This window comes from Frigoribacterium faeni (assembly GCF_007988805.1).
In the GTDB taxonomy this organism is placed as follows: Bacteria; Actinomycetota; Actinomycetes; order Actinomycetales; family Microbacteriaceae; genus Frigoribacterium; species Frigoribacterium faeni.
On the sequence record NZ_BJUV01000020.1, the window covers coordinates 37,756 to 61,880 of the forward strand.

The 24,125-nt window shown below is 71.6% G+C and carries 22 protein-coding genes and 1 pseudogene; 14 read left to right on the forward strand and 9 right to left on the reverse strand.

Annotated elements, in window-relative coordinates; all coding sequences use genetic code 11:
• Positions 1-7 precede the first annotated feature (7 nt).
• A complete protein-coding gene (locus tag FFA01_RS10555) occupies positions 8-667 on the reverse strand; it encodes a GntR family transcriptional regulator (RefSeq protein ID WP_146855867.1) in 660 nt (219 codons plus the stop codon).
• A gap of 147 nt (positions 668-814) precedes the next feature.
• A complete protein-coding gene (locus tag FFA01_RS10560; protein ID WP_182501118.1) occupies positions 815-2,515 on the reverse strand; it encodes a glycerol-3-phosphate dehydrogenase/oxidase in 1,701 nt (566 codons plus the stop codon).
• Between the two features lie 239 nt (positions 2,516-2,754).
• Here FFA01_RS10560 and FFA01_RS10565 point away from each other — a divergent pair, with 239 nt between their 5' ends.
• The 4 genes from FFA01_RS10565 to FFA01_RS10580 all read left to right on the forward strand — a co-directional run bounded on the left by FFA01_RS10565 (position 2,755) and on the right by FFA01_RS10580 (position 6,514).
• Positions 2,755-3,654: a sugar-binding transcriptional regulator gene (locus FFA01_RS10565; RefSeq protein WP_146855915.1), complete on the forward strand. Its 900-nt coding sequence runs from the start codon at positions 2,755-2,757 to the stop codon at positions 3,652-3,654.
• Between the two features lie 137 nt (positions 3,655-3,791).
• Positions 3,792-4,370, forward strand: coding sequence for a type 1 glutamine amidotransferase domain-containing protein (locus tag FFA01_RS10570; protein WP_146855871.1), 579 nt, complete (start codon positions 3,792-3,794; stop codon positions 4,368-4,370).
• Between the two features lie 137 nt (positions 4,371-4,507).
• Positions 4,508-5,143 (forward strand): hypothetical protein, encoded by a 636-nt coding sequence (locus FFA01_RS10575; RefSeq protein ID WP_146855873.1) that lies wholly within the window; start codon positions 4,508-4,510, stop codon positions 5,141-5,143.
• A gap of 132 nt (positions 5,144-5,275) precedes the next feature.
• Complete coding sequence (locus tag FFA01_RS10580; protein WP_146855875.1) at positions 5,276-6,514, forward strand: GAF domain-containing protein; 1,239 nt, start codon at positions 5,276-5,278, stop codon at positions 6,512-6,514.
• A gap of 18 nt (positions 6,515-6,532) precedes the next feature.
• Here FFA01_RS10580 and FFA01_RS10585 read toward each other — a convergent pair whose 3' ends face one another.
• The 4 genes from FFA01_RS10585 to FFA01_RS10600 are packed head-to-tail and all read right to left on the reverse strand — an operon-like array spanning position 6,533 to position 10,912.
• Positions 6,533-6,880 (reverse strand): helix-turn-helix domain-containing protein, encoded by a 348-nt coding sequence (locus FFA01_RS10585; RefSeq protein ID WP_146855877.1) that lies wholly within the window; start codon positions 6,878-6,880, stop codon positions 6,533-6,535.
• Positions 6,877-7,716, reverse strand: a complete 840-nt coding sequence (locus tag FFA01_RS10590; protein ID WP_146855879.1) for a ferritin family protein — start codon at positions 7,714-7,716, stop codon at positions 6,877-6,879. The genes FFA01_RS10585 and FFA01_RS10590 overlap by 4 nt, the downstream gene beginning before the upstream one ends.
• Before the next feature lie 23 nt (positions 7,717-7,739).
• Positions 7,740-10,094: an SDR family oxidoreductase gene (locus FFA01_RS10595; protein WP_146855881.1), complete on the reverse strand. Its 2,355-nt coding sequence runs from the start codon at positions 10,092-10,094 to the stop codon at positions 7,740-7,742.
• A complete protein-coding gene (locus tag FFA01_RS10600) occupies positions 10,091-10,912 on the reverse strand; it encodes a hypothetical protein (RefSeq protein WP_146855883.1) in 822 nt (273 codons plus the stop codon). The genes FFA01_RS10595 and FFA01_RS10600 overlap by 4 nt, the downstream gene beginning before the upstream one ends.
• Positions 10,913-10,998: 86 nt before the next feature.
• Between FFA01_RS10600 and FFA01_RS10605 the strand changes: the two genes are divergently transcribed.
• From FFA01_RS10605 to epsC, 5 genes are all read left to right on the forward strand, one after another.
• Positions 10,999-11,778 (forward strand): SDR family NAD(P)-dependent oxidoreductase, encoded by a 780-nt coding sequence (locus FFA01_RS10605; RefSeq protein ID WP_146855885.1) that lies wholly within the window; start codon positions 10,999-11,001, stop codon positions 11,776-11,778.
• Positions 11,775-12,668: a lysophospholipid acyltransferase family protein gene (locus tag FFA01_RS10610; protein ID WP_146855887.1), complete on the forward strand. Its 894-nt coding sequence runs from the start codon at positions 11,775-11,777 to the stop codon at positions 12,666-12,668. Before FFA01_RS10605 ends, FFA01_RS10610 begins: the two co-directional genes overlap by 4 nt.
• Positions 12,665-14,365 carry an FAD-binding oxidoreductase gene (locus tag FFA01_RS10615; RefSeq protein ID WP_307725048.1) on the forward strand — a complete coding sequence of 567 codons (1,701 nt, stop codon included), beginning with the start codon at positions 12,665-12,667 and terminating at the stop codon, positions 14,363-14,365. Before FFA01_RS10610 ends, FFA01_RS10615 begins: the two co-directional genes overlap by 4 nt.
• A 214-nt stretch (positions 14,366-14,579) precedes the next feature.
• A complete protein-coding gene (cysK, locus tag FFA01_RS10620; protein ID WP_146855889.1) occupies positions 14,580-15,518 on the forward strand; it encodes a cysteine synthase A in 939 nt (312 codons plus the stop codon).
• A gap of 1 nt (position 15,519) precedes the next feature.
• The gene (gene epsC / locus FFA01_RS10625; RefSeq protein ID WP_244289804.1) at positions 15,520-16,068 is read left to right on the forward strand and encodes a serine O-acetyltransferase EpsC; all 549 of its coding nucleotides are present in this window, start codon (positions 15,520-15,522) and stop codon (positions 16,066-16,068) included.
• A 43-nt stretch (positions 16,069-16,111) separates the two neighbouring features.
• On the opposite strand, the gene FFA01_RS10630 is transcribed toward epsC, so the two are convergent.
• Positions 16,112-16,900 carry an ABC transporter permease gene (locus tag FFA01_RS10630; protein WP_146855893.1) on the reverse strand — a complete coding sequence of 263 codons (789 nt, stop codon included), beginning with the start codon at positions 16,898-16,900 and terminating at the stop codon, positions 16,112-16,114.
• Between the two features lie 35 nt (positions 16,901-16,935).
• Positions 16,936-17,877: an ABC transporter ATP-binding protein gene (locus FFA01_RS10635; protein ID WP_146855919.1), complete on the reverse strand. Its 942-nt coding sequence runs from the start codon at positions 17,875-17,877 to the stop codon at positions 16,936-16,938.
• Positions 17,878-18,009: 132 nt separating this feature from the next.
• On the opposite strand from FFA01_RS10635, the gene FFA01_RS10640 reads away from it, so the two are divergent.
• Positions 18,010-19,164, forward strand: coding sequence for a sensor histidine kinase (locus FFA01_RS10640; protein ID WP_146855895.1), 1,155 nt, complete (start codon positions 18,010-18,012; stop codon positions 19,162-19,164).
• Positions 19,161-19,763, forward strand: a complete 603-nt coding sequence (locus FFA01_RS10645; RefSeq protein ID WP_146855897.1) for a response regulator transcription factor — start codon at positions 19,161-19,163, stop codon at positions 19,761-19,763. Before FFA01_RS10640 ends, FFA01_RS10645 begins: the two co-directional genes overlap by 4 nt.
• A 19-nt stretch (positions 19,764-19,782) precedes the next feature.
• Here FFA01_RS10645 and FFA01_RS10650 read toward each other — a convergent pair whose 3' ends face one another.
• On the reverse strand, positions 19,783-20,532 hold the full coding sequence (locus tag FFA01_RS10650; protein ID WP_146855899.1) for a FadR/GntR family transcriptional regulator: 750 nt from the start codon (positions 20,530-20,532) through the stop codon (positions 19,783-19,785).
• A 181-nt stretch (positions 20,533-20,713) separates the two neighbouring features.
• On the opposite strand from FFA01_RS10650, the gene FFA01_RS10655 reads away from it, so the two are divergent.
• The 3 genes and pseudogenes from FFA01_RS10655 to FFA01_RS16270 form a co-directional block, all read left to right on the forward strand.
• On the forward strand, positions 20,714-22,102 hold the full coding sequence (locus tag FFA01_RS10655) for an MFS transporter (RefSeq protein ID WP_371859204.1): 1,389 nt from the start codon (positions 20,714-20,716) through the stop codon (positions 22,100-22,102).
• A 106-nt stretch (positions 22,103-22,208) separates the two neighbouring features.
• Entirely contained in the window at positions 22,209-23,951 is a 1,743-nt protein-coding gene (locus tag FFA01_RS10660; RefSeq protein WP_146855903.1) for a dihydroxyacetone kinase family protein, read from the forward strand.
• Between the two features lie 38 nt (positions 23,952-23,989).
• Positions 23,990-24,125, forward strand: a pseudogene (locus FFA01_RS16270) (RpiB/LacA/LacB family sugar-phosphate isomerase); the annotation flags it as partial.

Here is a 24,125-nt window from a genome sequence, read left to right on the forward strand (position 1 = left end):
CGACGGTCTACGAGACCGGGCGCGCCCCGGGCAGCTCGTGCAGGGCCTCCGCGGCGAGCTCGGCCTTGATCGGATCGCGGTCCAGGGTCGCCTCGCGCAGCAGCCGGAACGATGCGGGCATCTCGGCCCAGTTGAGCACCTCGACGATGTTCGGCACGCGCAACCGGTAGGCGAGGCCGTCGGTGACGTCACGGCAGACCTTCTGCAGCGAACCGTTGCCGCACTGGTCGACGTAGAGGGCGAAGAGGGCGACGGAGTGCGCGTTCAGTGCGGGGCCGTCCTGGTTCTCGAGATCGACGAGGCAGCCGTCGATCGCCTTCGTGATCTGCTTCAGGACGCTCGACGACAGCAGGGGCACGGCGAGGCGCACGGCCCCGCCGTAGAGGACTCCCAGCGTCTGGATGGCCTCGACGGCCTCGTCGGCCTGCGGCGTGGCGACCCGGGTGTAGCGGTTGGGGGCCATCTCGACGAGGCCGGCTCGGACCAGATCGCCGAGTGCCTCGCGGATAGGGGTGCGGGAGACCTGGAGCCAGGCGATGAGCTCCTCGTCGTGCAGCCGTTCGCCGGGCTCGAGCGTGCCGTCGATGATGGCGTCGCGGATTCGGGCTCGGACCGTGTCGCGCAGCAGCTGCCGCTCGGCGGCCGGGGGCGAGCTGGGGATCGGCATGCGGGCTCCATTCATCACAGGCGTGTGGGAACGACTCTAACCGAGTCGGACGGTCCGGCCCCGCAGGCGTCCTGCCCCGTGACGCACGAGACCCGCCCACCGCGACGGATCGGGTGGGCGGGTCTCGTGGTCGGACGCGGGCGCGGTCTACTTCGCCGCGGAGGAGCCCGTCGCGCTCGGCACGTGCTGGGACGCCACCTCGACGCCGTGCGCGGTGCGGAGCACCTCGAGCGTCGCCTCGATCTCGGCCTCGTGGCGGTCGGCGTCCCAGCCGAGCGTCTCGGCCAGCACGTCGGCGATCTCGGTCAGCAGCTCGATGGTGACTCCGCCCACGAACGCCAGGTTCGTGCGTCGCAGCACGACGTCGGCGAGGTGCACCGCGTCTTCGTGCTGAGCGAAGTAGGCGATCTCGGCGCGGGTCAGCTCGGGGTGGCTGGCCAGCGGCTCGGACGGCTGGTCGAGGAGCACGTCGATCACCGAGGAGGCGCGGGTGCCGTACCGGGTGAGCAGACGGTCGACCTGCGCCCGATCGAGACCGTCGGCGTGCGCCGCCACCCAGGTGGTGCGGGCCGCGTCGGTGGTGGGGAAGTCCTTGCCGCCGCCGATGGCCATGCCCGAGGTGTCGACGGAGCGGGTGACGCCCAGGCGGTTCGTGGCCTCGGTCGAGAGGTGCGCCGACAGGGCGCGGAACGTCGTCCACTTGCCGCCGACCAGGCTGAGGACGGTCGACGAGGGCAGACCCTCGATGGGGGTCTCGACGATGCGGTAGTCGCGGGAGACGAAGCCGGGGGCGGTGTCCTCGTGGCGCGGCAGCGGGCGGATGCCCGAGTACCGGTAGACGATGTGCTCGCGGGTGACGTCGATCTGCGGGAACACGTGCTTGACGAGGTCGAAGAAGTAGTCGACCTCCTCCTCCGTGCAGACGGCCGGCTGCGAGGGGTCGGCGTCGATGTCGGTCGTCCCGATGAGGACCCGGCCCTTGAGGGGGTAGATCAGCACGATGCGACCGTCGTCGTTCTCGAAGAAGATCTCTCGGCCCTTGGTGGCTTCGAGCAGCTCGGTGTTGTCGACGACGATGTGCGAGCCCTTGGTGCCGCCCATGTAGGCCGACTCTCCGCCGAACGCCGCGTTGGTGAGGTCGGTCCAGGGGCCGGACGCGTTGATGACGACGTCGGCCTGGACGACGAACTCGGTGTCGCTGACGACGTCGCGCAGCAGCACGCCGCCGTCGCGCGTGCCGACGGCCTCGACGTAGTTGGCGCTCCGGGCGTGATCGCCGGTCGCGAGTCCGTCCTTCAGGACGTCGAGGGCGAGACGCTCGGGCTCGTGCACCGAGGCGTCGTAGTAGGTGCCGGTGTACTTGACGCCCTTGTTGAGCGCGGGCATGTCGGCGAGGGCGGCCTTGCCGAGACGGAACTGGTGACGGGGCACCGAGCCGCCGTCGCGCGAGAAGGAGTCGTAGAGGGTCATGCCGACCTTGATCAGCAGGGCGCCGCGCTCCTTGGTGGAGCGCTGCTTGTGGGTCAGCATGCGGAGGGGGGCGTTGAGGATGCCCGAGAAGGTCGAGAAGATCGGCATGGTGGTCTGCAGCGGCTTCACGTAATGCGGGGCGATCTTCAGGAGGCCGTTGCGCTCCTCGACGCTCTCGCGGACGAGGCGGAACTCGCCGTTCTCGAGGTAGCGGATGCCGCCGTGGATCATGTGCGACGAGGCGGCGGAGGCCCCCGAGGCGTAGTCGTTGCGCTCGACGAGCACGACGTCGACACCCTGCAGCGCGAGGTCGCGGAAGGTGGCGATGCCGTTGATGCCGCCACCGACGATCACGACCTTGGCGGTGGGTCGGTCCATGATGCGGGCGACGTTGGGTCGCACGTTGTCAGTCTTCTTTGACGCAGTCACTGGGAGCTTCTTTCGCGTTGCGTGTGTCCGACGGTGTCGGCCGGCAGCTCTCGCCGGTAACATCCATGCTCGACCCCTGATCCCATGGGTGCAACGTATCTGCACAAACGTGCACGGAGGCCGTCGTGACCGATCTGCTCTCGCCCGACAAGACGCAGGAGGCGCTCCGGGCCGCCCACCTCTACTACATGCAGGACCTCACGATGGAGGCGATCGCCCACGAGCTGGGGACGTCCCGCTCGTCGGTCTCGCGCCTCCTGAAGTCCGCGAGGGACACCGGGCTGGTCGACATCCAGATCAAGTCGCCCCTCGACCAGGCGACGGTGGTCGGAGAGGCCGTGCAGCACCGCTTCGGCGTCGTCGCGCACGTCGTGCCGGTGCCCGATCAGGCCGGCGACGTCGACCGGCTCGATCGGGTCGCCCTGTCCGCTGCACGAACGCTCACGCCCTACGTCGACTCGAACATGGTGATCGGGGTGGCCTGGGGGTCGACGCTCAGCGCCATCAGCCGCCACCTCGTGCCGAAGGCGACGCACAACTCGCTGATCGTGCAGCTGAACGGTGCGGCGAACACGCGGACCACCGGCATCGAGTACGCCAGCGAGATCCTGCGACGGTTCGGCCACGCCTACGGCGCCGTCATCCAGCAGTTCCCGGTGCCGGCCTTCTTCGACGACCCGGCGACGAAGCGCGCCCTCTGGCGCGAACGCAGCACGCGGCGGGTGCTCGAGCTGCACGAGCGGATGGATCTCGTCGTCTTCGGAGTGGGGGCGCGGGGCGCCCTGGTGCCGAGCCACGTGTACTCGGGCGCCTACCTGGAGGAGAGCGACCAGGCCAGCCTCGAGCACGACCGCGTCGTCGGCGACGTGGCCACGGTGTTCTTCCGGGAGGACGGCTCATCGGTCGACATCGCCCTCAATCAGCGGGGGAGCGGACCCGACCTCGCCACCATCAGGCGGGTGCCCCGTCGGGTCTGCGTCGTGGCGGGCACGGCCAAGGTCGCCGCCGTGCGCGGCACCCTCGCCGCCGGGCTCGTCACCGACCTGATCATCGACGAGGGGACGGCGCGCGCCCTCCTGGCGAGCTGACCCGCGGTGCCGGAGCATCGAGGAGGCGCAGGATCGGCCACCCGGGGGACAGGCGCCGAGCGACGTTCCAGCCCCGGGGCGTAGACGGGGCGGGTAGTCGAACGGCCCGCAGACACGGGCCATCTAGGAGGAACACCATGGCCAGCACCGATCTCACCGGACGTCGCGTCCTCGCGATCGTCACCAACTACGGCGTCGAGCAGGACGAGCTCGTCGTCCCCACCCGCGCCCTCCGCGACGCGGGAGCCACCGTCGTCGTCGCCGCCCAGTCCACCGAGCCGATCGTCACGCTGGTCGGCGACAAGGACCCGGGCGAATCCGTCCGCCCGGACACGACCATCGGCGAGGCGGACGCGTCCGGCTTCGACCTGCTGCTCGTCCCCGGCGGCACCATCAACGCCGACACCGTCCGGCAGGACGCCGACGCCGTCTCGCTCGTCACGGCGTTCGCCACGTCGGGCCGTCCCGTGGCCGCGATCTGCCACGGCCCGTGGCTCCTCGTCGAGGCGGACCTCGTCAAGGGCAAGGAGCTGACCTCCTTCCCGTCGCTCACCACCGACGTCCGGAACGCCGGCGGCTCCTGGGTCGACCGGTCCGTCGTCACCGACGTCGAGGAGGGCTTCACCCTCGTGACGTCGCGCACCCCCGACGACCTCGACGACTTCGTCCGCGAGGTCACCACGGCGCTCGCCGCCCGCGAGCCCTCCTCGGACTGATCCGGCCGCCGGCGCACACCGGCCCGATCGACCCGATCCCGCCCCGCCCCGACGCGATTCGTCGCCGTCGGGGCGGGAGGTCTTTAATGGACCATGCCGTCGCCCCGCGACGCGACGACACGAGGAGGAGTCCCGCCATGAAGTGGGGGAAGTCGCGACACGAATCGTCGACGCCGGCTCCGGTGGATCCTGGGGCCCTCGACCGGGCTGTCAGCGAGGCCCTGCTCATCGCCCGGGCCGCCGCCGTCGTGACGGTCGCGAACCGCATCGTCGTCCACGCGCTGCGCGACGGCGACGTCTTCGATCACGACGAGACCGCCGCCGCCGTCCGTCGGACGCTGCACCGGCTCGCGGAGGAGCAGCGCTCGCAGAACACCCGCATCGCCGGCGAGCGTGCCAAGGCGCTCCGGGCCCGAGGCCGCTCCCGGCATCAGCACGACTACCGGCCGGACGACGACGTGACGCTGTGGTTCCGCGAGAACGCCTACGTCGGCGTCGCCGACCGGCTGGACGCGCTCCGCGACGACCCCGACTACGTCGACGGCATCGTCGCCTCGGCGGTCGAGCGGGCCTGGGGCGACGTGGGCTCCGCCGTGGTGACCCGGGTGCGTGCCCGGCAGGTCGTCGTCGACGCCGCCTATCTCGACGACAGGTCGGCACGGCTGGCGGGGCTGGGCGACGACCTCGCCGCGCTCGACGCCGGCAAGGCCGATCGCCGGGTCGACCGATCCGGGTCCGAGAGGCCCGGTGGCGACGGTCGACGCGCCTCCTGACCGGGGCAATCCCCCGAGCGGGGGCTTGCCGCGGACCGGGGGACGGCGGAGAGTGATCTCTTCACGACCCGGATGTCACCGCTCCGCGTCCTCAGATCGGCCCGGCCGAACCGGGAATCGGGAGATCAGAGCATGACCAGCATCGCGACCCGTGCCCTCCGCGCGTTCTTCCGCGGGAAGTACCGGGTGGTCGACGACCTCACCAGCCGCCCGCGCCCGGAGGACGCCCCGCACGTCCACGCCCCCGGGGTCGACCCCGACCGCCTGCTCGTCTTCGGCAACGGCCCCGCTGTCGGCTGGGGTGTCCGCAGCCACGACCTCGCGATCCCCGGTCAGCTGGCCCGTCGGCTGTCGGCGACCACCGGGCGGGGTGCCGACGTCGACGTCGACGGCGACCCCGACGTGACGATCGCGACGGCCGCCGACCGACTGCGCGGCCGCGAGCTCTGCGGCTACGACGTGGTGGTCGTCGTCATCGGCATGAGCGACGCCTTCCGCCTCGTGACCCCGCAGAAGTGGACACGGGGCATGGCGCGGCTGCTCGACGCGATCGAGCGGTCGACGGGTCCGTCGGGGCAGCTGGTCGTGGCCGGCATCCAGCCGCCGAGCACCGTCCCGCGGTTCGGCGCCACCCCCGGCGGCGTCGTCGACCGCCACGCGGAGCTGCTCAACGAGCGCACGCGGGACCTCTGCGTCGGACGGCCTCACGTGCGGTTCATGCCGGCGCCGACGCTGCCCGGCGGCAGCGAGGACCGCTCGAGCGACGCCGCCCGCTATCAGGCCTGGGGTCGAGCACTGGCCGAGCTGGTCGCCCCGCGCCTCGACGCGGCGGTGCTCGCCGGTCGGAGCGCTCGGGCCACCCGCAACGCCCCGCAGAGCGCCGAGCGCCGGGTCGAGGCGATCAGGGCCCTCGGACTGCTCGACACGCCCGCCGAGAAGCGGTTCGACGACATCGTCGAGCGGGTCAGGACCCTCCTCGGCGCCCAGGGGGCGGCGTTCTCGCTGATCACCGACGACCGGCACTGGAACAAGGCCGTCGCGGGATCCTCGCGGACGGAGATGCCGCTGGTCGACTCCTTCTGCGCCCACACGATCGAGAGCGGGCGTCCGCTCGTCGTGCCGGACGCGTGGCGCGACGACCGGTTCGTGTCGCACCCCGCGGTGCGGTTCTACGCCGGGCATCCGATCGAGACCGACGACGGGGTGCGGATCGGCGCCCTCTGCGTGGTCGACGCCGAGCCGCGGACGGCCGACAGCGTCGACCTGGTGCTGCTGCGTGAGCTCGCCCTCGCGGTGCAGCGCGAGCTCCGGGTCCGCCCGGACGACGAGGCCGAGGGCGAGACCGACGGGCGTCGACTCCTCGCGCACTGAGGCGCGGCGTCGTGCGGGTCAGCGCCCCTGGCGCTTCTTGAACGGTTTCGGCTGGCCCTTGACGGCCGGCGCGCGCCCCTTGCCCTTGCTGGCCTTCGCCTTGCCGCCGGCCGGCGGTCGGGGCGGCTCGGGGGGCGTCGACGGGCTGGAGAGTTCGTCTTCGGCGACGAGCACCGCGGCCTGACCGGCCTTCGTCAGCCGGTAGGGCGACGCGTCGCGATCGAACAGCCTCTGCCCGAACTCGAGCTCGAGCGCCTCGATCGACGACTCGAGCTTCTGTCGCGAGATGCCGAGCTTGTCGGCCGCGACCGGGAAGTGCAGCACCTCGGCCGCGACGAGGAAGTGCCTCAGATGGCTGGTCTTCACGCGGTGGCGACCGAACCGCCGACCGGGCCGGAGCCCTGGCCGTCCGCGCGCACGCCCAGGCCGTCGAGCGCCTTCTGGAAGATCGTGAGACCGCTCATGCCGGGCAGGTTGGAGATGTTCTGATCGAGCTTGGCGGCGGCCTTGCGTCCGTCCACGCCGCTCATCAGCTGACCGAAGACGAACCGGACGTCGTCGAGCTCCATGATCGACGAGCCGACCGGAGCCCACACCTTCGACAGCAGGAACCTCGTCAGCTTCTGGGCCTTCTTGCTCTTCAGCAGGCGCTCGCGGGCCTGCGAGACGTAGAAGGCGACGTGACGCGCCTCCTGCTTGGCGATGCGCTTGAGCAGCTCGGCGAGCACCGGGTCCTGCTCGAGCTCGGCCATGCGCTTGTACGCGGCCACGGCCGAGTACTCGTTCGCCGCGCCCCACGACATGTGGACGGCGACGAAGTCCGAGCCGACGAACTTGCCGAGCAGACCCTGCTTGACCGGGTCGAGGCGGTCGCGCCAGCCGAGCTTCAGACGGTTCGCCCGCAGCTGGTCGTAGTCGACCTTGACCCCGTGCACCTCGAGGATCGCGGCGAGGGCCTCGCCGTGCCAGAACTCCTCGCGGTTCCACATCGTCATGAAGGTCGAGACGTCGTCCTCCTTGTGCGAGGGCGTCGTCAGGAGATCGCGCGTGTAGCAGACCGTGTGGTACTCGACGTCGGCCATGTAGCGGAGCGTGCGCAGCGAGTCGGCCGACAGGGGGTTCTTCTTGAAGTGGTCGAGGTCGAGGTCGTCCCACGTGATGCGCTCGCTGGTCGCGGCGAATTTGTCGATGTCGAATGCCATGCCGTGTTCAGGAGGCTCGGGCGTCAGGCCCTGCCTCCGTCTCCTTTCGCTGTGATGCCGCCACGAGTCCAGTCGCGGATGCTCCATCTTCTTCGGAGCGCTTCGCGTGCGAGATTGGCGTCGGGGTTCACGGCAGACGGGTTGCCGAGAAGTTCGAGCCAGACGAGGTCGGCGTGGGAATCACCGTATCCGTACGAACCTGCGAGGTCGACACCCCGTTCACGGGCGTACTGCTCGAGCCAGGCGGCCCGGGCCTCGTCGACGAGCGGCGGTTGGGCCAGGTAGCCGGTGTAGACGCCGTCGCGCTGGTGCATCGTGCTGGCCACGACCTCGTCGAAGAGGTCCGCGAGGGGTGCGGCGAGCGTGCCGATCGAGCCGGTGACGAGCACGGTGCGGTGACCGGCGGCCCGGTGCTCGGCGATGCGGGCGAGGGCGTCGGGCAGGGTGTGCCGACGCACGGTCTCGCCGTAGCCGGACGACGAGACGACGTTCTGCAGACGGGCGACGGGCATGCCGCTGTAGCGCCGGAGGAACGAGCGGATGAACTCGCCCCGGTCACGGCCCTCGGCGCGCAGGTAGGCGGGCAGGCCGGTCAGCAGGCTGGCCACCTCGCCCGGCCAGGCCGCCTTGCGGAACCCGTTCGAGCGCACCCAGAGGTACTGCTCGACGATGTTCGAGTCGAGCACCGTGCCCTCGAGGTCGAACACGGCCACGACGTCGTCCCGACGGGGGAGGGCCTTCGTGTCGAGCACGGCGCCGGCCGCGGCGGGCCGGACCGAGAAGGCCCGGGTCATCGCCGTGATGGACGGGAAGTGCACGGTCTGGAAGTAGTCCTCCCAGTCGATGTCCGTGACGTCGAAGCCGATGCTCGCGGGCGCCCCCTCGGGGAGCCCGTCGTGCAGGGCGCGCGTGCGCCGGTCGTCGAAGATGATCTCGGACTGCACGTAATGCCGGTAGAGGTCGGTGAGGCTCTGCAGCGACTCGAGGTCGGCGCGTCGGGTCTGCACGTCGCTGAGGGCCGTGCGCGTCCGCGCGTTGGACGGCAGGCGGGTCAGCACCTTCTCGCGCCAGTCGTTGGTACGCTGCTTCATGCGGATCGCGCCCTCGACCTTGCGCACGCCGGGGAAGTTCCAGGTCGGCACGGGGATCGACGTGTGCTCGTCGCGCGGCAGCGGGTTGGCGGTGAAGAACGTGTTGAGGTTCTCGAACATCCGCAGGATCGGGAACGGGTTGCTGTTGCCCGACGCCACGTGGAAGTACTGGGCGTCGCCCGGTGCCGCATCGGCCGGGGTCGAGCCGCTCTCGGCGGTGTCGTCGACCGGAGCCGAGGAGGCGCGGGTCGGGTTCGCCGCGACCGCCAGGATGACGTTCACCACGTAGTCGACCGGCACGACGTCGAGCACGCTGTCGGGCACTCCGGGGAACTCGGGCAGCAGGCCGCGGGCGTACGACATGATCAGCGGGTCGGCGACCTTGAAGCCGTCGATCCAGCCGGGGAACGGGTGTCGCAGGGCGCTCTCGACGATCGCGGGGCGGACGACCGAGAGGCGGTGCCCCTCGGCGGCCCAGAGCTCCTCCGCGGCGCGCTCGGCGAACGCCTTGGTCAGCGTGTAGACGTCGGTCCAGCCGAGGGTCTCGGCCCGGGTGCGCCCGTAGTCGACCAGACGCGCGGCCACCCAGGCGACCCGCGCCTCCTCGGCGGCGGTGGAGACGGCCTGCGGGCCGGTCTTGCCGTGCCCGGCGCGACCCTCGGCCAGGAACCTGCGCAGGGTCTCGGGCTGGCGCGATGCGGCCTCGACCCGGGCACGGGCGTCGCGCGCGGCGGCGTACTCGGCGCGCCAGTCGACGTCGTGCGTGAGGGCGGCCTCGGGGAACACGCCCTTGCGGATCCCGCCCACGTAGGCGGTCGACACGTGCACGACGTGCGGGTCGCCGCCCGCGCGCTGCAGCGCCTCGTAGAGACCGACGGCGCCGCCGACGTTGGTGTCGAACGCCTGGTCGATCGGCGGGTCGAACGAGACCGTCGACGCGCTGTGGATGACGACGTCGAGGTCGCTCGGCAGGGCGGGCAGCGATCCGAGCCCGCTCTCGACGACGCGGAGCCGCTCGGTCAGGGCGCGCTCCACCTCGGCGGGGCCGACCCGGTCGCGCCAGGTGGCGAAGACGGGCTTCTTCAGCAGGTGCCGCAGGCGGCCGAGGGCGGGGGTCCCGGCCTTCGGGCGGATCAGCAGCGTGATCGTCGTGTCGGGGTGCGTCGAGAGGAGTCGTTCGAGGATCGCCTGACCGACGAAGCCCGTGCCGCCGGTGAGCAGCACGTGCGCCGACCCGAGGCTCGTCTCGGTCGATCCGGGAACGGAGGAGGGGAGCGCAGTGGTCATGCGGTGAGCTTTCGTGTGACGGCGGAGCCGATCGCGGCGTCCATGCCGGGGAGGGCGGACACGCGGTCGCCGAGGGCGTCGGCGCGGACGTGGCCGTCGGCTCCGCCGTAGACGGTCGCGTCGAAGAAGGTGCGCTCGCTGTCGGCGCGCTCGACGGCGCCGACCGGCCAGACGGCGGTGGTCAGGGAGGCGCGGGTCTGCTTGACGGCGCGGGCCGAGTCCTCGAGACGCCAGTGGGACTCGATTCCGAAGAAGCGCTCGTGCCGGGCCTTGATCGATCGGATCCGCTCGACGATCGCGGTGAGGGCCGGGTTCGCGGCGCGCTCGACGAGGACGTCGTAGGCGTCGCCCATCACCCACTCGTCGACGAGGCCGGTGGTCATGTGCACGGCGACGATCGGGACGCCCTTGCCCATCGCCTCGATGGCGCGGGTGATCGGGCCGCGGCGCTCGACGGCCTCGGACGGCGTGTGCCGACGCGGACCCTCCGCCACCTCTTTCAGGCGGGGCCGACCGTGCGCCTGGAGGACCGCGTCGATCGCATCGGCGAGCCAGAACTTCTCGAACGCCCAGCTCACCAGGAACGCCGTGACGCGGGCGTCCTTATGGGTCGCCGTGACGAGGAGGTTGCGGAGGTTTTCCATCGTGGCGCTCTCGAGCCGACCGAGATGACGCAGCAGACGGAGCGCGTCGTCGTCGAGCGGGGTCGCCTCGAACGGGGCGAGGTCCAGCTCGCCGCGCAGGTTGCCCTGGGCGGTGAGGGTGAACTCGCGGATGTCGAAGTCGGTCGTGTCGTAGGGGTCACCGTCGATGCTCAAGACCTGTGATCCTCTCGTGACGCTGTCGTGTGGTCGAACGGGGCACGATGCACGCGACGAGCCCTCAAGACCGTATCGTAAGCGGCATGGCAACAGCGCTCGTCACCGGGGGCACGTCCGGCATCGGAGCCGAATTCGCCCGTCAACTCGCCTCGCGTGGCTGGGACCTCGTCCTGGTCGCCCGAGACCTCTCCCGACTCGACGCCACGGCGGCCGAGCTCAGGGGGCTCGGTCGACGCGTGGAGGTCCTGTCCGCCGACCTCGGCGACCGCGCCGACGTCGATCGGGTGGCGGCCCGCCTCGAGGACCCGGCGCAGCCGATCGACCTCCTGGTCAACAACGCCGGCTTCGGCGTGCACACGCCGTTGACGTCGACCGACGTCGCCGCGCACGACGCCGCATTCGAGGTGATGTGCCGGGCCGTGCTGGTGCTGTCGGGCGCGGGCGCTCGTGCAATGCGCCTCCGGGGCCGCGGTCGCGTCATCATCGTCTCGAGCACGGCGGGTTACATGACCATGGGTGGTTACAGCGCCGTCAAGGCCTGGGCCACGTCGTTCAGCGAGAGCCTGTCGGTCGAGCTGAAGGGGACCGGCGTGGGCGTCACCGCTCTGCTGCCGGGCTGGGTGCGGACGGAGTTCCATCAGCGCGCCGGCATCCGGTCGTCGTCGATACCGAACGCGATGTGGCTCAGCGCCGAACACCTCGTGGCCGCGTGTCTGCGCGACGTCGACAAAGGGAAGGTGATCTCCATGCCCACGGTTCGGTACCGGGTGCTCTTCTGGTTGGTGCGGCATGCCCCCCGCAGCGCGGTGCGAGCCGCCTCGGGCGCGATCTCGTCCAGCCGTCGGAAGCCCGTCGAGCAGTGAGCCGCGACGATCGTCGCGACCACCCTCGTCTCGACGCGGTCGCCCAGCGTGCGGGTGACGTCGCGAGCGACGTGCGCGACCGGTTCAGCTCGCGTGGCCACGCCATGGCCCGCTACGTCGCCCAGCGGATGGTGCTCAAGCCCACGATCTGGTCGATCACCGACGTCACCGTCATCGATCGCGACCGTCTCGACGACCTCCACGGGGGCTTCATCGTCGTCGCCAACCACTCCAGTCACCTCGACGCCCCGCTGATCCTCGGGGCGCTGCCCCGGCGCCTCGCCCGGTACCTCGCGACGGGCGCCGCGGCCGACTACTTCTTCGACGTGCGCTGGCGCCGTCAGCTGACCGAGCTGTTCTTCAACGCCTTCCCGGTGCAGCGGGGCTCCGGGGCGCCGGCCTCCGCGGTCGACGCGACCCGCGCCTCCTCGGAGGGGGCCTCGGCCGGGTCGACCCCCGGGAGCTCGGCGCGGCGTCGCGCCGCCGCCAAGGCCGCCGCGCGCGGACGCTCGGGTCAGCCCACCGTCAGCGCCCGCTCGCTGCTGCAGCGGGGCTACCCCGTGCTGGTCTTCCCCGAGGGCACCCGCAGCAAGGACGGCACCGTCGCGCACTTCAAGCCGGGCGCCGCCGCCCTCGCCCTGGCCTGCGACGTGCCCATCGTCCCGCTGGCGCTGATCGGCGCCCACATCGCCCAGCCGCGCGGCGCGAACTGGCCCCGGCCCGGTCGTCTGCCGGTCGGCGTCGCGTTCGGCGACCCGATGCGGCCCGTCGAGGGCGAGAGCCCCGCCGCTTTCTCGCTGCGCGTGCGCACCGAGGTCCTGCGTCTCCGCGACGCGAACTCGGCCCGTATCCTGGGCCCTGACAACCCGTCCGAAGGAGCACATCGGTGACCGACGTCCAGCAGCAGAAGAGCGACTCCGTCGCAGCCGTCAAGCACATGAAGTGGTGGGGCTGGGGCGTCGAGGGCGTCGCGTTCCACCACGACGACAAGCCGGCCTTCGCGCCGTTCGTCAAGAAGATCGTCGGCGTCGAGCTCTCGAGCGGGCAGCACGACACCGGCCTCAAGTTCGACGACCTCACCGTGCCGGCCTCGATCGCCGGGCCCGAGGTCGTCGACTCGCTCGTGCAGATCGTCGGCGCCGACGCCGTCGCGACCGACGACCACGACCGCGTCGTGCACACCTACGGCAAGAGCATCCGCGACCTGATCCGCATCCGCGCCGGCATCCTCGCCCGCGTCCCCGATCTGGTCGTCTACCCCGCCGACGAGGCCCAGGTGCAGCAGATCGTCGATCTGGCGGTCGCGTCCGACCTCGTCGTGATCCCCTTCGGCGGTGGCAGCAACATCGTCGGCAGCCTCGAGCCGCTGCCGGCCGAGACGCGCACGATCGTCTCCCTCGACATGGGCCGCCTCGACCGCGTGCTCGACATCGACGAGGACAGCGGCCTCGCCCGCATCCAGGCCGGCGGACAGGGCCCCGACCTCGAGGAGCAGCTCAACGCCCGCGGCTGGACGCTCGGCCACTTCCCCGACAGCTTCACGCACTCCACCCTCGGCGGCTGGGTCGCGACCCGCTCGTCGGGCATGCAGAGCGACAAGTACGGCGACATCGCCGACATCACCAAGGGGCTGCGCGTCGTGCGCCCCGGTGGAGTCCTCGCGATCCGGGCCGTGCCGAGCGCCTCCACGGGCCCGTCGCTGCGCGAGATGATCATCGGCTCGGAGGGGCGCCTCGGCGTCATCACCGAGGTCACCGCCCAGGTGCACCGTCTGCCCGAGAAGCGCGAGATCCTCGCCTACCTCTTCCCGTCGTGGCACGACGGCCTCGCCGCCATGCAGGCGATCGCCGAGAGCGACGCCAGCCCCTCGGTCACGCGCGTCAGCGACTCCCACGAGACCGCCTTCTCGTTCGCCACGTCGAAGCCGGGCAAGGGCATCTCTCAGAAGATCACCGACCTGCTCCCGACCCTGCTCAAGGCGAAGGGCTGGGACGTCGACGCGATGTGCTTGTCGTTCATCGGCTACGAGGGCGGGCCCGAGCACGTCGCGCGCACGCAGAAGACGGTCGGGAGGATCGTCAAGGCGAACCGCGGCATGGCCGTCGGCACCGGCCCCGGCAAGCTCTACGACCAGAAGAAGTTCGACACGCCCTACCTGCGCGACTTCTTCATGGACCACGGAGGCGCGGCGGACGTCTCCGAGACCGCCGCCCCCTGGTCGAAACTCCGCGACGTCTCGTCGCGCGTCTACGCCGCCGCCAACCAGGCGTTCGACCGGATCGGCGTCCAGGGCTGGATCATGGGGCACCTGTCGCACTCGTACCACTCGGGCGCCTGCCTCTACTTCACCTTCGCCTTCGAGCACGGCGACGACGCCGAGGCGCAGTACGACGTCGTGAAGCACGCGATCCAGCAGGCCTTCATCGACACGGGCGCCACCGTCAGCCACCACCACGGCGTCGGGCTCGAGCACCAGCCGTGGATGTCCCAGGACGTCTCGCCCGAGGGCGTCGCGGTCATGCAGGGCCTGTTCGACTCGGCCGACCCGGGGCGGGTGTTCAACCCCGGCAAGGTGACCGGCGCGTAGCGCCCCCCGCCCGGGTCGAGCCCTCCGCCCGGGGTCGAGCCCTCCGCACCGCTAAACGGACACCGCACCGGGACTAGACCTGGTGCGGTGTCCGTTTTCCGGTGCGGAGGCGGGGCGGTCGCCGCGGGGCGTCATGTCGGGCGGACGGACAGCGGGGCGACCTAGGATGAGGCTCGATTCGAACGCACAGACCTCGCTCACGGAAGAGAACCTCATGCCCGGAATCCACGCCGACATCACCTCCGCCTTCGGCGACACGCCCCTGGTCAAGCTGAACCGCCTCCCCGCCGAGGGCGGCGCCGAGGTGCTCGCGAAGCTCGAGTTCTACAACCCGGGCGCCAGTGTCAAGGACCGTCTGGGCGTCGCCATCGTCGACGCGGCCGAGGCCTCGGGCGACCTGAAGCCCGGCGGCACCATCGTCGAGGGATCCAGCGGCAACACCGGCATCTCGCTCGCCCTCGTCGGCGCCGCCCGCGGCTACAAGGTGATCGTCACCATGCCCGAGACCATGAGCGTCGAGCGACGCACCGTCATCAAGGCCTACGGCGCCGAGATCGTGCTCACGCCCGGACCCGAGGGCATGAGGGGCGCCGTCGAGCGCGCGAAGCAGATCGTCGCCGAGACCGACGGCGCCATCTGGGCCCAGCAGTTCGAGACCGTCGCCAACGCCGAGATCCACCGTCGCACGACCGCGCAGGAGATCCTCCGCGACACCGACGGGAAGATCGACTTCTTCGTCGCCGGCGTCGGCACGGGCGGCACCATCACGGGCGTCGGCCAGGTGCTGCACGAGCAGGTCCCCGGCGTCACGGTCGTCGCCGTGGAGCCCGCCGACTCGCCCCTGCTCAGCAAGGGCACGGCCGGCCCGCACAAGATCCAGGGCATCGGCGCCAACTTCGTGCCCGAGGTGCTCGACCGCTCGCAGATCGACGAGGTGTTCCCCGTCGAGCTCGACGACGCGCTCCGCGTCGCCCGCGACCTGGCGGCGCGCGAGGGCATCTTCTCCGGCATCTCGTCGGGAGCCATCGTTCACGCCGCCCTCGAGATCGCGAAGCGACCCGAGAACGCGGGCAAGCGCATCGTCGCGATCGTCTGCGACACGGGTGAGCGCTACCTGTCGACGGTGCTGTACCAGGGCCTCGCGGACGCCTAGCGTGCGACTGGTCGCGCGCCTCCGCGAAGACCTCGACACCGTCCGGAGGCGCGACCCGGCTGCTCGAGGACGCCTCGAGACGGCCCTGGTCTACTCGGGCCTGCACGCGGTGTGGGCGCATCGCGTGACCTCGCGGCTGTGGCGTGCGGGAGGTGCGCCGCGTCTCCTCGGATCCCGGTTCGTCGCCCGGGTGCTCTCGCAGCTGACCCGATCGCTGACCGGGGTGGAGATCCACCCCGGGGCCACCCTCGGCAGTCGGCTGTTCATCGACCACGGCATGGGCGTCGTGATCGGCGAGACCGCCGTGGTGGGCGACGACTGCACCCTGTTCCACGGCGTGACCCTCGGCGGCAAGGGCCGCGGGGGAGCCCGCGGCCGGCGTCACCCGACGATCGGCGACGGCGTGACGATCGGCGCCGGGGCCGCCGTGCTCGGCGGCGTCACCGTCGGCGACGGGAGCATCGTCGGGGCGAACGCCGTCGTGACGAAGGACGTGCCGCCGGCTTCGGTCGCCGTCGGCGTGCCCGCGGTGTCGCGCCCCCGGTTCTGAGCCGGGCGGCCGGGAGCGGCCGGGCGGGGCCTCGGAGCGCCGCTCAGCGGCGGGGCTCCCACCGGAACATCCGGATGGCGGCCGCGACGGCGATGGCGGCCCAGGTCAGCGTCGGGGCGAGCAGCACCGGGATCAGCCCGAGGTCGCCGCCGCTCCAGGCGACCGTGATGAGCTCCATCAGCCCGCCGCCGGGCAGGATCCGCTTGATCCAGAGCAGATCGTCGGCTCCCGTGATCGACCACCAGATGGCGACGCCGAGAGTGATGAGGAGGACCGGCATCGTGGTGTACTGCGCGTGCTCGGGCGAGGTGCTGACGCCGGCCGTCGCCAGGGCGAACGCGGCGAACATGACCTCGGCGACGACCACGCCGACGATCAGCAGCCACGCGTGCACCGGGGGTTCGCGGAACGCGAGCACGCCCAGCACGATCACGAGCTGCGCGACGCTCACCGCGACGATCGGCAGCACGAGCCCGCCGATGATGCCGGCGTCGGAGACCGAACCGCTCCGCAGCCGCTTGAGATAAAGCGACTGGCGTCGTGCGGCCAGGGTCGTCGTGGCGGTCACGTAGACGCCGAGCCCCACCATGCCGATGGTCTGCACGCCGGCGAGCATGCCGCCCGTGCCGTACACGTCGAAGGCGAAGGTCATGGCGCCGAAGGCGAGCGGCAGCAGGAGGGCGCTGAGCGCGACCGTGCGGTTGCGCACGAGCATCCGCAGCTCGGCGAGGCCGATGGCGAGCGGTGCGGACGCGCCGGTGCCGCGCGGCGAGGGGCCGACCGGGTCGGTCGTACCGGGAGAGGACGGGGAGGCGGTGGTCGCGGAGGTCATGAGGGGTCCTTTCGAGGACGGTGCGTCGGAGGAGGTCAGGAGGCGCGGCCGAGGTCGCGGAACACGTCGTCGAGTCCCGACTCGTGCACCGTGAAGCGGGCCAGGGTGAGGTCGGCGGCGGCCGCCCAGGTCATGAGGGCCGTGACGTCTCGCTGGGCGTCGTCGGTCTCGACGACGACGAGGTCGTTCTCGGTGCGGGTCGGCCGCACCGGCAGCTCGTCGAGCGGACCCGGCGCGACGAAGCGGATGCTCGTCGTCGTGCCGGCCGTCAGGTCGGCGACCGTGCCCTCGCGCTTGATCCTGCCGGCGTGCATCAGGCCGATCCGGTCGGCGTTCTCGGCGGCCTCCTCGAGGTAGTGGGTGGTGAGGAGGAAGGTGACCCCCGCCTCCCGCAGCTCGGAGACGACGGCCCAGAGGGCGTCGCGGGCGGCGGGGTCGAGCCCGGTGGTCGGCTCGTCGAGGAACACCAGCTCGGGGGTTCCCCAGACCGCCGCCGCGAAGTCGACGCGGCGGCGCTCGCCGCCGGAGAGCTGCGCGACCCGGGCCCGCGCCTTGTGGTCGATGCCGACCAGACCGAGCACGCGGTCGACGTCGTCGTCGCGGCCCGAGACGGCGCCGGAGAGCGCCACGCTCTCGCGCACGGTCAGCTCGGGTGCGAGCCCGGAGTCCTGCAGCATCATGCCGATGCGCGGTCGGGTGCGGCGGCGGTCCGCCGGGTCGCCGCCGAGCACCTCGACGCGGCCGGCGCTGGCAGCGCGATGCCCCTCGAGCACCTCCAGCGTGGTGGTCTTGCCGGCGCCGTTGGTGCCGAGCAGGGCGTAGAGCTCGCCGCGGCGGACGACCAGATCGACGCCGTCGACGGCGGTGAACGAGCCGTAGGCGCAGCTCAGCCCGAGCGTCGAGATCACGGCGTCGGCCCTCTCGGCGGAGTCGGCCGTGACGGCCGGACGGGGCGTGGTGTCGGTGGGGTTCGTCATGTCGTCGACGATGCCGTGACCGAGGGGAGGCGCGTAGTGCCGCTCTGACACGTCTTCCGTGTGACATCGGTCATCCACAGGCGTGACATCGGACGGGTCCGGCGGTGGGGCGGCTCCGTTAGCGTGGGTGGCATGCCCCGCTCGACCCGCGACCGCCTGCCCGCGCTGACGCGCATGCGCCGCTACGTGACGGCATCGTTCGTGGCGATGGTCGCCTTCTTCGCGTTCTTCTTCGGGGCGACCCTCGTCGGCGACGGCGGATCCATCGGGGTCGTGGCGGCGATGATCGCCGTGTCCGTCGTCGTGGCGGTCCATGCCGCCTTCTGGGAGCGCGGCGGACCCTGGTGGCTCACCGCCCTGTCGCTGATCTCGTCGGCCGCCCTCTGGCTGCTCGTCCCGTTCGACGGTCAGACCGCGGGTCTCCTGCTCTACTTCGGGGTGGCGGTCGGCCTGACCACGACGACGCCGCCGTTCGCGTCGTGGTGGTGGTTCGCGATCGGGCTCGCCGTCGCGGTCGCACCCGTGGTCGTCGCCGAGCGCGACGACGTCGGGACCCTGTCGTTCCTCCTGATCGTGACGGCCGCCGTCATGACGAGCATCTACGTGGTGTTCCGGCTCAACCGCTACGCCTTCGACCTCTACCTCGAGATCGACGCCGCCCGCGAGACCACGGCCGAGCTGGCCGTCGTGCGCGAGCGCTACCGGTTCTCGGTCGACCTGCACGACATCCAGGGTCAGGCGCTCCACGTCAGCCGGCTCCAGCTGCAGCTGGCCGACAAGACGCTCGACCGCGACCCCGAGGCCGCCCGGGCCCACCTGCGCGAGGCCGAGCAGCTGATCGTCCAGACCATCGCCGAGACGCGGCGGCTGGCCTTCGGAGAACGCCGGCTCACGTTGGCCGGCGAGCTCGCGAACTCGACGGAGCTCATCCGCGCGGCCGGCATCGACCTGACGGTCGAGGGGACGGCCCCCGTCGGGCACCCCGCCGACGACCTCTTCGGACACGCGGTGCGCGAGGCCACGACGAACCTGCTGCGCCACGCGCAGGCCGAGAGGGTGACGATCCAGCTCGCCGACGACTCCGTGGCGGTGCTCAACGACGGGGCCCTCGAGCCCACGCGCGTGCTGAGCGGACTCGCTCGGCTCGGCGAACGGTTCGCCGAGGTCGGGGGCGCGCTCGGCACGCGTCACGCCGACGGCGTGTTCCGACTCGAGGCGCGGGCCGAGCGGGTGCGACGCGACGGGTCCGCCTCGGCGACCCGCGCCTCCTCGGCGGTCGCCTCGTGATCCGGGTGCTGCTCGCCGACGACGAGACCCTGCTGCGCCGCTCGATCGCCGCCCTGCTCGACCTCAGCGACGACGTCGAGGTCGTCGCCCAGGCCGTCGACGGGGCCGAGGCCGTGGCGCTCGCCGCCGAGCACGAGCCCGACGTCGTGCTGCTCGATCTCGAGATGCCGGGCATGGACGGCATCGAGGCGGCGACGATCATCCTCGCCCGCCGGCCCGACCAGGCCGTGGTGCTGCTCACCCGCCACGGCCGCCCGGGCGTGCTCAAGCGCGCGCTGACGGCCGGGGTGCGCGGGTTCCTGCCGAAGTCGGTCGACCCCGACGAGCTCGAGCGGGTGATCGTGCAGGTGCACGGCGGGCGGCGGTACATCGACGCCGACATCTCGGCCGCGGCCATGATGGACGACTGCCCGCTGACCGACCGCGAGCTCGACACGCTGCGGCTGACCGTCGAGGGGCTCTCCGTGCGCGAGATCAGCGCCCGTCTGCACCTGGCCTCGGGCACGGTGCGCAACTACCTCTCGTCGGCGATGCAGAAGACCGGCAGCTCGTCGCGTCACGGGGCGGCGCGCGTCGCCCGGGAGCGGAGCTGGCTCTAGTCGCCCGGCCGCCGACCGCTCAGGCGGCGGGGCCCCCGACGTCGGCGTGCCCGACGCGTTCGCCGGCCGTCGACATGTGCCGGCGCATGGCGTCCTCGGCGGCGTCGGGGTCGCGTGCCGCGATGGCCTCGTACACGGCGAGGTGCTCGCGGTAGGCGGCGTCGGCCTGGTCGCGATGACGCAGGCCGCGTTCGACCCAGAGCCGCAGCAGCGAGCGGGTGCTCTGTAGGAGGTCGCTCAGCACGACGTTGTCGGCGCTGAGGGCGATCTGGAGGTGGAACCGGATGTCGGCCTGGAGGAACGTGTCGATGTCGTCGAGGGTGTCGCGCATCGTCTCGACGAAGCCGCCCAGCTTCTCGACGTCGTCGTCGCTCGCCCGTCGCGCGGCCAGGGTCGCGGCCTGGATCTCGAGTCCGCTGCGCACCTCGATCAGCTCGCGGGTGCGCGTCGCGTTGAGCATCATGCCCCAGCTGAGGGTGGTCGGCAACAGCTCGGACGTGGTGTCGCGCAGGTAGGTGCCCGACCCCGGGCGCACGGTGACGATGCCCAGGATCTCGAGCGCCGCCAGGGCCTCGCGGACGGCGGAGCGGCCGACGCCGATGCGCTCGGCGAGCTGCCTCTCGGGTGGGAGCCGCGAGCCCGGCACGAGCTCGCCGGCCGTCAGCAGGCCGATCAGCTGCTTGACGACCTCGGAGACCGCCGTGCCCTTGGGCACGAGCTCGAGGTCGAGCCGCAGCGAGGTCGGATCGTCGTCGGGGTAGGCGGGCACGCGGCAAGCCTACCGAGCGATATGACGCACCGGTCCGTGCGGCGCCGTCCGTCGCCACGATTGGTCAACCGGTTGACAAGTCGGGTGACGAGGCGGCACCATGGGATCCGCACGTGCAGCGGGTCTCTCGAGTTCCGGTGACGTTCATCCAACAGAGTCGTTAGATAACGAAGGAGTCGATGTGGACACCCCCACCCGATCGCCGGAGCCGCAGAGCGCCGTCGAGAAGTCCGCCATCCGTAAGGTCGCCGTCCGTCTGGTGCCGTTCGTCGCGTTGATGTTCTTCATCAACTACCTCGACCGCACCGCCATCGGCTTCGCCGCCCCGAACGGCATGGAGTCCGACCTCGCCCTGTCGGCCGCCCAGTTCGGCTTCGCCTCGGGTGTGTTCTTCATCGGCTACATCCTCCTCGAGGTGCCGAGCAACCTGGCCCTCCACCGCTTCGGAGCGCGTCGCTGGCTCGCCCGCATCATGGTCTCGTGGGGCATCGTGTCGCTGCTCTTCACCTGGGTGCAGAACTTCGAGCAGCTCGTCGTGCTGCGCTTCCTGCTCGGTGTCATGGAGGCCGGGTTCTTCCCCGGCGCCATCCTGTTCCTCAGCCTGTGGGTCCCGGCCCGTCACCGCGGCAAGATCCTCGCGCTCTTCTACCTGGCGCAGCCCCTCACCTCGGTGATCGGGGCGCCGCTCGCCGGCTGGCTGATCAGCCACGACGGCATCCTCGGTCTCGAGGGCTGGCGGTTCATGTTCCTCGGCGTCTCGATCCCGGCCATCGTGATCGGCGTCATCGCCTGGTTCTACCTGAAGGACAAGCCCGCCGACGCGAAGTGGCTGACCCGCGACGAGCAGGTCTGGCTCACGGAGGCCCTGAAGAAGGAGTCCGCCGGCAAGACGGGCTCGACCGCCGGCGGGAAGCACCCCAGCATCCTCAAGGTGTTCGGCAACGGCCGCGTCTGGATGCTCGCCTTCATCTACTTCGGCTTCGTCTACGGCCTCTACGCGCTCGCCTTCTTCCTCCCGACGATCATCGGCGGGTTCCAGGAGCAGTTCGGCACCGAGTTCAGCGTCACCGAGCGCGGCTTCATCACCGCCATCCCGTACGTGCCGGCCGCGATCGCCCTGTACTTCTGGTCGCGCGACGCCTCGCGCCGCGGTCTGCGCACCTGGCACATCGTGATCCCGGCCGTCGTCGGCGGTCTCAGCATCCCGGTCGCGCTCTTCACCGGCTCGCCCGCCGCCACCATCGCGGTCATCGCGGTCACCGCCATGGCGATCTTCTCGGCGCTGCCGAACTTCTGGACCCTCCCGACGCAGTTCCTCACCGGGGCGGCCGCCGCGGCCGGCATCGCGCTGATCAACACGATCGGCAACCTGGCCGGCTTCAGCGCCCCCTACGTCACGGGCCTCGTGACGGACGTGACGGGCAACTACGAGGTGCCGATGTTCATCGTCGGGTTCTTCCTGCTGCTGTCCGCGGCCCTCATGGTCGTGCTCACGAAGATGAAGAAGCCCGAGGGAGCGGCCACTCCCGACGAGGCGGCCGAGCTGGCCCGCACGTCCGGTCTCGACTGACCTCGAGGAGGCGCGGGTCGCGACCGTCGCGCACCGCGCCTCCTCGGCACCACCCGTCCACCCGCGGTCCTCACCGTCGACAGACCCGCAGCCCCAGGAGCATCCCATGACCCGCCTCTTCAACGAACCGAGCGAATTCGCCGACGAGATGATCGACGGCTTCGTCGCCGCCAACCAGCGCTGGGTGCGCCGGGTGCACGGCGGGGTCGTCCGCGCGACCCGCAGCACGCCCGGCCGGGTGGCGCTCGTGGTCGGCGGCGGCTCGGGGCACTACCCGGCGTTCGGCGGGCTGGTCGGCCAGGGGCTCGCGCACGGGGCGGCCCTCGGCAACCTGTTCGCGTCGCCGTCCTGGCAGCAGGTGCGCTCGGTGGCCCGCTCCGCCCACAGCGGCGGGGGCGTGCTGCTCAGCTACGGCAACTACGCCGGCGACGTGCTGAACTTCGATCAGGCGCAGGCCAAGCTCGTCGCCGAGGGCATCGAGACCCGCACGGTCACCGTGACCGACGACATCTCGAGCGCCTCGGTCGCCGAGAAGCACAAGCGCCGCGGCATCGCGGGCGACCTGACGGTCTTCAAGACGGCGGCGGCCGCGTCCGACGCCGGCTACCCGCTCGACGAGGTCGTGCGGGTCGCCGAGAAGGCGAACGAGCGCACGCGAAGCTTCGGCGTCGCGTTCTCGGGCTGCTCGCTGCCCGGTTCGGACGAGCCGCTGTTCACCGTCCCGGAGGGTCGGATGGCCGTCGGCATGGGGATCCACGGCGAGCCCGGCATCGGCGAGACCGACGTGCCGACCGCGAACGAGCTGGCCGAGCTGTTCGTCGCCTCGCTGCTCGCCGAGCTGCCGGACGGAGTCGAGGAGGCACGGGGCCAGCGGGTCGCGGTCCTCCTGAACGGTCTCGGCTCGGTCAAGTACGAGGAGCTCTTCGTGGTCTACGCGAAGGTCGACCAGCTGCTGCGCGAGGCCGGACTCACCGTGGTCGAGCCGGAGGTCGGCGAGCTCGTCACCAGCTTCGACATGGCGGGCGCCTCGCTCACCCTGTTCTGGCTCGACGACGAGCTCGAGGGCTTCTGGGCGGCCCCGGCCGACGCCCCCGCATTCAAGAAGGGCGCCGTGGACGCGGCCGAGCGGCTCGACGACACCGTGCTCGAGGCGCTCGTGGCCGAGAGCATCCCGCCCGCGTCGCCCGAGTCGCAGGAGGCCGCGCGGACGGTCTTCGCCGCCCTCGAGGCCGTCAAGACCACGGTCGACGAGAACGTCGACGAGCTGGGTCGCATCGACGCGGTCGCCGGCGACGGCGACCACGGCATCGGCATGCAGCGCGGCGTGAACGCCGCCGTCGCCGCCGCCCTCGACGCCCTGCAGGGCGGAGCGGGAGCCGGCACGCTGCTCGACCGGGCCGGCGACGCCTGGTCCGACCGGGCCGGCGGCACGTCGGGAGCCCTCTGGGGCTCCGCCCTGGCGAGCCTCGGCAGTGCTCTCACCGACGACGCGGCGCCGTCGCGGCGCTCGGTCGCCGCCGGCGTCGCCGCCGCGACCGACGCCATCCTCGAGTTCGGCGCGACCGTCGGCGACAAGACCATGGTCGACGTGCTCGTGCCGTTCAGCGACTCGCTGACGTCCTCGATCGACGCGGGCGCCGACCTCACGACGGCCTGGGCCGCCGCGGCGGACGTCGCGGTCGCGGCCGCCGCCGCCACGGCCGACCTGATGCCGAAGATGGGCCGCGCCCGTCCGCACGCCGAGAAGAGCCTCGGCACCCCCGACGCGGGCGCCACCTCGCTCGGCCTGATCACCCGTGCCGTCGCGGACGTGATCGCGGCGCGCGCCGACGCGCACCGCGCCTCCTGACCCGCTCCCGACCTCCCGTCCTACAGAAAGGCACCACCATGGCTGACCAGCTGCGAATCGTCGTCGGATCCGACGACGCCGGGTTCGACTACAAGGAGATCCTCAAGAAGGACCTCGCCGGGAACCCCGGCGTCGCGAGCGTCACCGACGTGGGCGTCGACGCCGACGGTCACG